Raw genomic sequence first — 11,137 nt, 5'->3', positions numbered from 1 at the left:
CGAACCTCCGTGGTGCAGGGGCGGACGCGGGTGCCTTCAGGCGATCGTGAGCGTGCAGCGGGCCTCCGTCAGGGAGCTGCTGCCGACGTACACGTCGATCCGGCCCGGCTCGACGACATACTGCCCGGCCGCGTCGTTGGTCCAGAAGCCGAGGTCTTCGGCGCCGAGTGAGAAGCGCAGGGTGCGCTTCTCCCCCGGGCCGAGGGTGACGCGGGTGAAGCCGCGCAGCCGGCGCACCGGCTGGGCGATGCTCGCCACCGGGTCGTGCACGTACATCTGCACCACCTCGTCGCCGGTGCGGTCGCCGGTGTTCGAGACCTCGACCTCGATCCCGATCCGCTCGCCCCGCTCAAGGGCCTCGGCGGTGACCGTGTCCCGGACGGGCCGGGGCTGCCCGGTGCTGAAAGCGGTGTAGCTGAGGCCGTGGCCGAAGGGGAACTGCGGCCCGTCGGCCAGGTCGAGGTACTTCGAGGTGTACTTCTCCTCCGGGTCGTACGGACGGCCGGTGCTCTCCCGGTTGTAGTAGAGGGGGATCTGCCCGACGGTGCGGGGGAAGGTCACCGGTAGCTTGCCGCCGGGGTTCACCGCGCCGAAGAGCACGTCGGCGACGGCGTTGCCGGCCTCGATGCCCGGGTGCCATGCCTCCAGCAGGGCCGGGACGTCGCCGGCCCAGTCGCCGATCGTCAAGGGCCGTCCGTTGACCAGGACGACAGCGAACGGCTTGCCGGTGGCCGCGACCGCGGCGATCAGCTCCCGCTGTCCGGCAGGCAGAGAGATGTCGCTGCGCGCGGCGGCCTCACCGCTCAGTTCCGGGGCCTCGCCGACCACGACGACGGTGGCGTCGGCGGCGCCGGCCGCGGCAGCGGCCCGCGCGGGGTCCGCCGCGGCGTGGGTGACCTCCGCGCCGGGGGCAGCGGCACGTACGGCGTCGAGGACGCTCACGGAAGGAAACCGCCGGCAGCCGGGGCCGGCCCAGGTGCCGTGCAGGTCGGTGGAGTCCGCGAACGGGCCGACCACGGCGACGGAGCGGAGGCCGCGGTCCAGTGGCAGGACACCGTCGTTCTTCATCAGCACCATGGAGCGGGCGGCGGTCTCGCGCGCCGCAGCGCGTGCCTCGGGTGTCGGCGCGTCGATGGCGGCGTCCTCGTCGGTGTACGGGTCGTCGAAGAGACCGAGGGCGAACTTCAGGTGCAGCACGCGCGCGACGGCGTCGTCGATCCGGTCCTCCCTGATCCGCCCGGCTGCGAGCAGTTGCGCGCCGTGGGTGGCGATGCGGGTGCTGACCATCTCCATGTCGATGCCCGCCGTCAGGGCCAGCCGCCCGGCGTCGGCTCCGTCGGCGGCGTACCCGTGCGCGATCAGCTCTTCGACGCCGGTGTAGTCGCTGACGACGAGCCCCTCGAAGCCCCACTCCTCCTTGAGGATGCCGGTGAGGGTGTGCGGGTTGCCGTGCGCGGGGACGCCGCTGACGGTGTTGAAGGCCGCCATGACGGTGGCCGCTCCGGCGTCCACGGCCGCCTTGAACGGCGGCAGGTAGTGGTTGCGCAGCCGTTGTTCCGAGACGTCCACCGTGTTGTAGTCGCGCCCGCCTTCGGCGCCGCCGTACGCCACGAAGTGCTTGGCGCAGGCCGCCAGGCTGTCGTCGGCGGCCAGGTCGTCGCCCTGGTAGCCGCGGACCTTGGCGACCGCGAGCACACCGTTCAGGTACGGGTCCTCGCCGCAGCTCTCGGCGATCCGGCCCCAGCGGGGCTCGTGGGTGACGTCCATCATCGGCGAGAAGGTCCAGCGCACTCCGTTGGAACGGGCCTCCTTCGCCGAAACCCTGGCGTCGCGCTCGACGACCGCGGGATCGAATGCGGCGGCCTCCGCAAGCGGGATGGGAAAGGTGGTCCAGAAGCCGTGGATGATGTCCTGCGCGAACAGCAGCGGGATCCCCAGCCGGGACTCCTCCACGGCCATCCGCTGCAGGGAGTTGGTGTGCCGGGCCCCGTGCAGGTTGAGCACCGAGCCGAGCAGGCCGGCCCGGGCCGCTCGCTCGACCTCCTCGGTCTGGCCGCCGCCGGGTCCGGTCGCCCCGGTCCAGGTCAACTGCTGGAGCTGGCCCAGTTTCTCCTCGACGGTCATCCTGCTGATCAGGTCCTTGACCTTGCCTTCGTGCGGTCCGTGCATGTGAATCCGAAGTCCTCTTGCCTTGGTGACGCGCCCCGGCGGGATCATCAGCCGGGGTGCGAGCGCATACATACGGAAGTCGCGGCTCCCCCGTGGGCCCGCGATCCTGGGTGCCGCGGGCCCACGGGGCGCGTCAGCCCCGGTGCACGGTGAACTCCCGCCGTCGCACGCGCAGCAGCGTCCGGCCGCCTTCCACGGAGACCTTCGCCCCCGCGCAGCGGGCCGGTCCGTCGACGGCCACGACCGCCTCGTCTCCGAGCGCCCGGAAGGCCATCCGCCCGTCCGCGATCTCGCTGATCTCCGCGGTGGCGTACGCGATCCGCAGGCCGCCCGTACGGACTCCCAGCGGCAGCATCGCCGCGCCGCGCCCCGGCAGGTGCAGCCGCTCACCGCCGAAGAGAGGCTTGCCGCGCTCCGCGAAGGTGACGTCCTGCCCGTATCCGGAGGAGATGTTGAAGGCGTGCAGCATCCGTCCGCCGTCGCCGTCGGCCGTGGTGGCCAGGAAGACGCCGGGCAGCTTCGCGTCGTGGGTGAAGCGCGGCTCGGCGCCGAGCCGACGCAGCGCCGCTGTCCAGAATCCGAGGTCGCAGCGGTACGCACTCGTGACGACGACGGCCCGGCCCGCGCCGACGGGAATGTCGAATCCGCAGCCCTGGCCCGTGGACAGCTCACGCAGCACGATGTCGGCGCGGCTCCCGCGGCTCGCCGTGCACAGTTGCGCCTTGGGCACCCGGATCTCGGCGCGCGGTGCGGCCCAGCCGTGTGCGGTCACCGAGAGGGAGAACCGGTTCGCGTCGGTCAGGGTCTTGCCGGGCGTCAGCCCGAGCGCGTCACGCAGTTCGGCCGACGGGCGGCCGGACATGTCCTTGCCCGGCAGCAGACCGGAGAGCAGCAGCTTGCCGCCCGCCCGGAGATAGCGCACCAGGCGCCGCTGGACCACGCTGTCCAGGTACTCGCCGGTGGCCAGCCCGAGGACGGGAGTACGGGCCGGGTCGAGATCACCGGCCTGCAGGTCGACGCTGCGGTAGCGGTAGCCGCCCAGCAGCATGCCGCGGGACAGCGCGCCCCGGGGGCCGAAGCCCCGTACCGGTTCGACATCGCTCAGCACGTCCCGCACGGCGTCGGTGTCGGGGCGGTACTCGGTCAGGTAGTGATCCGGTACGAAGCCGAGGGCGAGATCGTCGTACTCCGCCCGCATCGGCGCGAGCACGGCCGCGTTGGCGCGGACCGCACGGGCGGTGCGGACCAGGGAGGGATAGCTGGGACCGGGCCGCCCCTCGGGGTCGACGGGGGCGGCGAAGCCGTGGCGTTCCCCGGTGGATCCGATGCGGTCGTTCCCGTCGTCCAGCGGCTCGTCGAGCTTGGGGTTGAACCCGCCGGCGAACAGGTAGTAGTTGATCATCTTGGCGCCCTGGGCCAGGCAGAGCCGGGTCTTGAGGTCGGCCGCCTCGGCGCCGGACTGGTTGTCGAGGTCGTTGCCGTAGTCGGCGTGACCGGCATCGAACTCCAGGGCGGTCACCGGCTGGTCGCCGTCGTTCGTCGCGTCCATGAACGAGTTGACCAGATACAGGTCGGTGACGTTCCGGAACGTCAGGTCGCCGAGGTAGAAGTCGGCGCCGGAGATCAGCCCGGGCTTGCCGGAGTACGTTTCCATCAACTGGCTGATGCCGATGGGGAAGTTCGTGCCCCGATCGCCCCCGGTGCCGTGGATGTTGACGAGGAACGGAATGCCGCGCACCCCGTTGTCCTCCGCGGCCTCGCGTAGCGCATCGACGTAGCGGGCGAAGCGGCCGCGCATGAAGGTGCCCAAGTCGTGCATGAGGGCGGCGGAGTAGCCGTCGGCGGGCTCACGGACGCCCTCGTCGAACGCGCCGTCGGATTCCCCGGCGAACGGGTACCGGCCGGCCAGGCCGTCCCCGTACGTCCGCTCCAGCCAGCCCCGGAAGTCCCGCAGCACGTGGTCGGTGAGCGCGGGGGTGTTGCTCACCCAGTCGAGCATCCCGATCTCGTTGTCGAGCTGGCAGGCGATGACACCCGGCCGGCCGTCGCCGCGCAGCCGTCGGGCGATGACCGGCATGACGGCGTCGTACCAGCGGCGGGTCTCCTCCAGGAACGCGGGCGCGAGGTAGTCCACGGCGGGCGTGGTGCCCTCGGCGCCGTGCCAGCCCCTGGGGTTGATCTCCGGGTGCTCCCTGCGCACCCGTTCCGGCACTCCCTCGCCCTTCAGCTCGGCCATGGTGAACGGACCGGGCCGGACGACGGCGTCGAAGCCGTTCTCGAAGCACAGGTCGAGGAAGGCCCCGAGGTCACGCTCCGGCCGGGTGCGTCCCGTCACGTCGATACGGCCGTCCGGTGTCTCGTGCCACATCCAGGGGATGTACGTGGCGATGGCGTTGAGCCCGGCCGCCCTGGCCCTGTCGAGCCGGGACTGCCAGTCGCCGCGCTTGAGCCGGAAGTAGTGGATCTCCCCGCCCAGGACGAGCGCCGGCTCGCCGTCGATGTGGATCTGCTTGTTCCGGTACGTGACGGGATCGGCCGCGCGCCGCGTACCGGCCGCGGAGGCGGGCGCGGCCGCCGGGGCGCCGGCGGCGGACGCCTCCGGGGTCCTGCCGAGGGCGCCGGACGTGGCCACGGCGGCGGCGCCGAGGCCGCCGACGACCGTCCTGCGGCTGGGGGTGGTGACCGGCAGGGTGCTCATATCCCGAAGTCCTCCTTGGCCAGCAGCGGCTTGAGGGTGCGGCGGAAACCGCCGGTGCGGAAGGGACGCTGCAGCAGGCCGGGCCTGAGCACCTGGGCGAGCGCGGCGGCGAACATGCCCTGGTCCAGGGAGAGCATCCGGTCGCTGACCTTGCCGGTGCCGACGTTGACGGAGTCGTAGAAGCCGAAGCCGCGCTCGTAGGCGTCGAAGTCGCGGGCGACGCGCCTGAGGTTGTCGAAGGCGTACCGCGGCGCGACCATGAGCGCCATCGCCGCGGCGTGCGGGGTGACGACCCCGTTGGTGTAGGCGGAGGGGTCCGGCTTCGGCTCGCCGTACGGCACGTAGGTGCGGTCGGTGTTGGAGCAGTAGCCCTCGGGGGAGATGCCGAAGTACTGCACCCCGTACTCCTGGTAGCCGCCCTCGGGCACGTTGGCCGGCGAGAAGCCCCAGTAGCCGTATTCGGCGTCGAGCAGGCCGTGGTCGCGGTGCCCCAGGACGTGGTGGGTGAGATTCGTGCGCCATGACGTGGACCAGTGGGCGGAGGGCACGAACAGTTCCGGCATCAGAGCGCCGAACATCGAGCCGCCCCAGCCTGGCGCGTGGCGGCGGCCGCGGTAGGTGTAGTGGCCGTTGAAGTACCGCACGCCGTCGCGCACGACCCAGTCGCCGCCGGGGGGCATCTCCTGTGCCTGGTCCGGGGTGAAGGTGCGCAGCATGTGCCAGTAGTGGTCACCGGGGACGGTGCTGTCGGCGATGCCGAGGTAGCCCGCGATGCGGGTCTCGGAGACGAGGGCGCCGTAGAAATGGGGGGTGAGCGCGTCGTCGGCGAGCCGGAATCCGGTGGACATATGGCCGGGGTGGGCGACGGGGTCGGCCGGGTCGTAGGGGACGTACATGAAGGACCAGTCGATGTCCTCGCGGAGCTTGCGGATACGGCCGCGCAGCAGGGGGTCGGCGTCCTCGGCGATGCGGAGGGCGACGTCCAGCCAGCCGTTGTCGACGGTGGAGAGCAGGTGGTCGACGGGGGCGCCGCTGCCGGGCCACTCGTCGAGCACCTCGCCGGTGAAGGTCTGGTACCAGTTGAACCAGAATCCGTGGATTCGCTCCATCCGCTCGATGGTGGCCACCGTACGCGCCAGGCGTGCGTGCATCTCACGCTCGCTGATGACGCCGAGGCCGGCGGCGGCCACGGTGGACCAGATCCAGCAGCCGATGTTGGTCACCGAGGTGTTCTCGGTCAGGACGGGTTCGCCGCCGCTCAGGTCGATGTTGTCGGCGGGCAGCCCGGTGTCGGCGACCATCGCCTCGAGCGAGCGGTAGGTGTCCTCGAACCAGCCGGTGAGCACCGGCTCCGGGTCCGGTGCGGAGCGCGCTGCGGCGTGCCCGGGGGCAGCGCCGAGACCGGCGGAGCCCGCGGCTCCGGCGGTGACGGCAGTGGCTGCGAGGAACGAGCGGCGGTCCATGAGCGATCCAACTCCCTTGACAGCAGGTGTCTGTGTGCAGGCAGATGCATGGGGGTGCGGTGATCGGAGTGTGCTCTGCGGGTGGTGGGCCGTAAGGGACCGCGGGCCGTCAGGCTGTCGGCGGCCCCTCACGGCCCGGGCAGCGGACTACTTCAGCCCCGCGGTGGCGATGCTCTGGGTGAAGAACCGCTGCAGCATGATGAAGACGACGAGCACCGGCAGCACCACCAGGAAGGCGCCGGCCATCAGGACGCCGTTGGAGCCGTCGGCCTTGGTGGGGTCGGTGGCGAAGGTGGCGAGCGCCACGGGCAGGGTGTATTTGTCGGCGTCGTTCGTCGCGACCAGGGGCCACAGGAAGTTGTTCCAGGAGCCCAGGAACACGAAGATCGAGAGGGTGGCGAGTGCGGGCTTGACCTGTGGGATCACGATGCGCCAGAAGATGTACCACTCGCGTGCGCCGTCCACCCGGGCGGCTTCCAGCAGTTCGTCGGGGACGCTCGACATGAACTGCCGCATCAGGAAGACGCCGAAGGCTCCCGCGGCGAACGGCAGGATGAGCGCCGCGAAGGTGTCGATCAGCCCCAGCTTGCTCATCATGACGAACTTCGGCATGAGCATGAGATTGCCGGGCACCATCAGGGCGGCCATCACGATGCCGAACACCAGCTTCTTGCCGGCGAAGTTGAGTTTGGCCAGCGCGTACCCGAGCATCGAGCAGAAAAGCAGGTTGCACAGGGTCACACAGACCGCGACCACCGTGGAGTTGAAGAAATACAGTGGCGCGTCCAGCAGGTCCAGCAGCGTGCGGAAGTTGTCGAGCGTCCACTCCCGGGGAATCCACCGGGGCGGGCTGGCGGAGAGCTCCTGCTCCGTCTTGAAGGCGGACAGGGCCATCCACAGGAACGGAGCCGCGGTGATCAGCAGGCCGATGCCGAGGGCCGCGTAGGTGAGGGCTTTGCGCCGCCGGGCTCGGGCGTCGCGTTTCGCATAGCCGTTGTTCGATGCGGTGGTGGTGCTCATTTCGTCTTGTCCTTCAGCAGCCTGAGCTGCAGCAGCGTGACGGCCAGAATGATCACGAACAGCGTGTACGCCATCGCGCTGGCGTAACCCATGTGGAAGAAGTTGAAGCCTTCGCGGTACATGTACAGCGAGACGGTCAGGGTGCTGTCCGAGGGACCGCCGTTCGTCATCACGAACGGCTCCTCGAAGACGTTGAGGAAACCGATGCTGGTCATGACGGCGACGTAGAGCATGGTGGGCCGCAGCAGTGGCAGCGTGATCCGGCGGAACTCCTGGAAGGCGCCCGCTCCGTCGATTCGCGCGGCCTCGCGCACCTCGGTCGGGATGGACTGCAGTCCGGCGAGGAAGAGCACCATCGCGGTGCCCATGTTGCGCCAGACCGCCATCACGATCAGCGAGGGCATGGCGAGCGTCTCGGACGCCAGGAAGTCCGGGGCGGTCAGTCCGACCTGGGCCGCCAGCCCGGCGATCAGGCCCTCGGTCGGGTCGAGCACGAAGCGCCAGACGACGGCGACCGCGACGATGGCGGTGACCACCGGGGCGTAGAAGCCGACCCGGAAGAAGGTGCGCAGCCGGTCGATGCCGGAGTTCAGCAGCACCGCGGCCACGAGCCCGCTGCCGATGGTGAGCGGCACACCGAGGACGACGAAGTAGCCGGTGTTGAGCAGCGCCCGCACGAACTTCTCGTCGCCGAAGAGCCTGCTGTAGTTGTCCAGGCCCGTGAAGTCGGCGGAGAGCGGGTCGGTGACGTTGCGCAGCCCGAAGTCGGTGAAGCTCATCAGGAGCGTCGCGACGATCGGGAACGCCATGAAGGTGAAGAAGAAGGCCAGGAAAGGGGTGGAGAACAGCCAGCCGGAGAGGTTGTGCCGGGACAGCCGGTCGCGGCGCAGGGACGCCCGGGGTGGCGCCTGGCCGCCGGCCCCTCCCGGGCTGCCCGCCCGGGAGGCCGCCCGCTCGGCGACGTCTGGCTTGGCGGTGGCGGAGGTCATGCCTCAGCCCGCCAGACCCTCGGTCTTCTCCTGGAGCTGCTTGGCGAGGTCGGCGGGGTCGCCGCCCTTGCCCAGCTCCTCGAGGGTGAGGTCGATCTCGTGGGCGATCTCCTCCCACTTCGCCAGCGGCGGAATCGTGCCGGCGGTGTCCAGGGACTTCTGGAAGACCTTGATGTCGGCGTTCTGGAGCGCCGGCTCGTCCCAGGCGGCCGTGTTGGCCGGCAGCGACTTGGCCATCTCGTACCAGTCGGCCTGCGTCTTCGGGTCGGAGAGGAACGACGTGAACTCCTTCGCCGCCGCCTTGTGCCCGCTGTCGGCGAAGGTGACCAGGGAGGCGCCGCCGATGATGGAGGCGGGCTCGTCGCCGGCCGGCAGCGGTACGACGTCCCACTTATCTTTCAACTGCGGGGTCTGGTCCGTGATGTTCTGGACCATCCAGGGCCCGGAGGCGAACATCGGCACGCGGTCCGCCCCGAAGTCCTTGATCACGTCGTAGCCGGGGGGCTCGGGGGTGCTCTTGGACAGGCCCTTGTCGAAGTACTTCCGGTATTCGGTGAAGGACGCGACCGCCTCGGGCGAGTCCAGGGTGAGGTTGCCGTCGTCGTCCATCAGCGAGCCGCCCGCCGAGAAGAAGTACGGCATCCAGTTCTGCCAGGAGCCGACGCCGCCGGCCGGGAGGGAGAAGCCCCACTTGGTGCTGTCCAGCCCCTGGTACGCCTCGGCAAGTGCGAGCTGGTCGGCCCAGGTCTCGGGGGCCTTGTCGACACCGGCCTTCGCGGCCAGATCGGTGCGGTAGTACAGGGCACGGGTGTCGACGTACCACGGCACGCCGTAGACCTCGCCGTCCCGCTCGTTGCCCTCCCAGGCGGCGGGGAAGAAGTCGTCGGCGGAGAAGGCGCCGGTGTCCACCGGCTCCAGGACGCCGAGGTCGATGAACTCGCCCACCCAGGTCGAGCCGAGCTGCGCCATGTCCGGCAGCTTGCCCGCGGCTGCGGCGGAGACCAGCTTCTGATGGGCGACGTCCCAGCCGATGGGGGTCACCTTGATCGTGATGTTCGGGTGGTCCTTGTTGAACTTCTTCGCTATTTCCTGGATGTGCGTGCCTTCTTCCCCCATGGCCCAGACGGTGAGGGTCTGTTCGGCGTCGGCGCCCACCTCGCCGCCCCCGCCGTCGCCGCAAGCGGCCAGTCCCAGCGCTGAGACGACGGCAAGTGCAGTGGCAATCCGGGCTTTGCGGGCCATGAGGGGCTCCTATCGAGTGCACACGCGGGTTTGTAAGCGCATACATGACCCTGGCGGAAACTCGCCGCCCCTCACAAGGGTCGACTCGATAACGCTTCAGTAACGGTGACGTAAAAACCGGGCCGGGTATCCGACGCAGGTCCCCGAGAGGTCAGGAAGGGCAGCCGCAACTCACCCGGCGGACCAGGACCGTGGGAAGAGTGCGGGCCACGACGGGCAGGGCGCGGTCCGCCAGCCTGGCGAGCAGCACCTCCACCGCCTCCTCGCCCAGGCGGCCCATCGGCTGCCTGACCGTGGTGAGCGAGGGGCTGACCGCCCCGCTCAACGGGATCCCGTCGAAACCCGTGACACTCATGTCACCCGGAACCCCGATCGACCGCTCGGCCAGTGCCTGCAGGGCGCCCACGGCCATCTGGTCGTTGGCGCACACCAGGCCCTCGGGGCGGGGCCCGCCCCGGTCCAGCAGCTCCGCCACCGCCTTGCGGCCGGCGGCCAGGGTCAGGTCTCCCCGCGTGTCCGGGGACTCGGGCACCTCCAGCCCCTCTTCGAGGAGGGCCGCCTGGAAGCCGCGGAACCGGGCCTGCGCGTCCGGGGAGTCCTCGGGGCCCCCGAGGAAGGCGAGCCGGCGGAGCCCGTGATCGGAGAGAAGGTGCCGGGTGAGCGCCAACTGACCGTCGAAGTTGGCCACCTCGACCCGGTCGAGTCCGGGGTGCCGCTGCCCGGCCAGCACCACGAGGGGCAGCCGCCGCGAGACGACGTCGAGTTCCGCGGCAGGCCACTGCTGGGCGAGCAACGCCAGCCCGTCGACGCGACCGGCGATCTCCGCCATCGACTCTCCCGCCCGGTCGGCGGCTGACGCCGAGATCAGCAAGGCGTAGCCACGCCGCCGGGCGGCTCGTTCCATGCCCCGGATCACCTCGTCGCCGTACAGGCTCAGCTCCGCGCCCTGGGGGTCGGAGGAGTCGTCGGCCGCGGGCTCGGCGAAGTCGGGGAAGCACAACCCGAGCACGCCGGTGACCCGGCTCGCCAGCCCGCGCGCGCTCGCACTCGGCACGTACCCGAGCTCACGGGCGGCGGACAGGACCCTTTCGCGGGTCTCCGAGCGGACGCTGTCGGGGCTCCGGTACACACGTGACACCGTCGCGATGGACACGCCGACGCGCTCGGCGACGTCATACACGGTGGGACCGCCCATGAAGAGCCCATCCTCGGCCTGCGGAACTGACAAATGGAAGCGCATTCAGGATACCGCAGCCTTCCAGCCGGTCAGAGCAGGTCCAGCCGCAGCCGGAGCGCACGGCTGCGATGCAGCCCAGCACGGGGCAGCCATGTCCAGGGCTACGGTGCCCTGGCGAGAACGCAGCCTTCCAAGCCCGTGGTAGCGAGGTACTGCCACCTCCGACCGTGAGGCCGGGCTGCACTACGACGACTGGAGGCTGCTGAGTCGACCAGAACGCGCTCGCAGAAACCGCGGGGAACGACCACTCGGTGCGCGGGGAACGATCTTCAAAGGCCCACGACGGTGCTGGTCGACCCCACTCGTGAACGGCCCACTT

Annotated in this window: 7 protein-coding genes; all 7 read right to left on the bottom strand. The window is 70.4% G+C overall.

Annotation, left to right across the window (positions count from 1 at the left end; translation table 11 throughout):
- Positions 1 to 36: 36 nt before the first annotated feature.
- Positions 37 to 2,169: a glycoside hydrolase family 3 N-terminal domain-containing protein gene (locus tag ACFYVJ_RS08080; protein ID WP_388887672.1), complete on the bottom strand. Its 2,133-nt coding sequence runs from the start codon at positions 2,167 to 2,169 to the stop codon at positions 37 to 39.
- A 133-nt stretch (positions 2,170 to 2,302) separates the two neighbouring features.
- Positions 2,303 to 4,867: a beta-galactosidase gene (locus ACFYVJ_RS08075; RefSeq protein WP_388887670.1), complete on the bottom strand. Its 2,565-nt coding sequence runs from the start codon at positions 4,865 to 4,867 to the stop codon at positions 2,303 to 2,305.
- Positions 4,864 to 6,330, bottom strand: coding sequence for a glucoamylase family protein (locus ACFYVJ_RS08070; RefSeq protein ID WP_388887668.1), 1,467 nt, complete (start codon positions 6,328 to 6,330; stop codon positions 4,864 to 4,866). Before ACFYVJ_RS08070 ends, ACFYVJ_RS08075 begins: the two co-directional genes overlap by 4 nt.
- 147 nt (positions 6,331 to 6,477) lie before the next feature.
- On the bottom strand, positions 6,478 to 7,350 hold the full coding sequence (locus ACFYVJ_RS08065; RefSeq protein WP_388887666.1) for a carbohydrate ABC transporter permease: 873 nt from the start codon (positions 7,348 to 7,350) through the stop codon (positions 6,478 to 6,480).
- Entirely contained in the window at positions 7,347 to 8,339 is a 993-nt protein-coding gene (locus ACFYVJ_RS08060; RefSeq protein WP_388887664.1) for a carbohydrate ABC transporter permease, read from the bottom strand. Before ACFYVJ_RS08060 ends, ACFYVJ_RS08065 begins: the two co-directional genes overlap by 4 nt.
- 3 nt (positions 8,340 to 8,342) lie before the next feature.
- Positions 8,343 to 9,581 carry a sugar ABC transporter substrate-binding protein gene (locus ACFYVJ_RS08055; RefSeq protein WP_388887662.1) on the bottom strand — a complete coding sequence of 413 codons (1,239 nt, stop codon included), beginning with the start codon at positions 9,579 to 9,581 and terminating at the stop codon, positions 8,343 to 8,345.
- 151 nt (positions 9,582 to 9,732) lie between these two features.
- Positions 9,733 to 10,776, bottom strand: a complete 1,044-nt coding sequence (locus ACFYVJ_RS08050; protein WP_388887660.1) for a LacI family DNA-binding transcriptional regulator — start codon at positions 10,774 to 10,776, stop codon at positions 9,733 to 9,735.
- Positions 10,777 to 11,137 lie beyond the last annotated feature (361 nt).

This window comes from Streptomyces sp. NPDC004134, from assembly GCF_042874195.1.
Taxonomy (GTDB): domain Bacteria; phylum Actinomycetota; class Actinomycetes; order Streptomycetales; family Streptomycetaceae; genus Streptomyces.
Note: the sequence above shows the minus strand (reverse complement) of the source record. Positions and strands in the feature narration are given on the sequence as shown.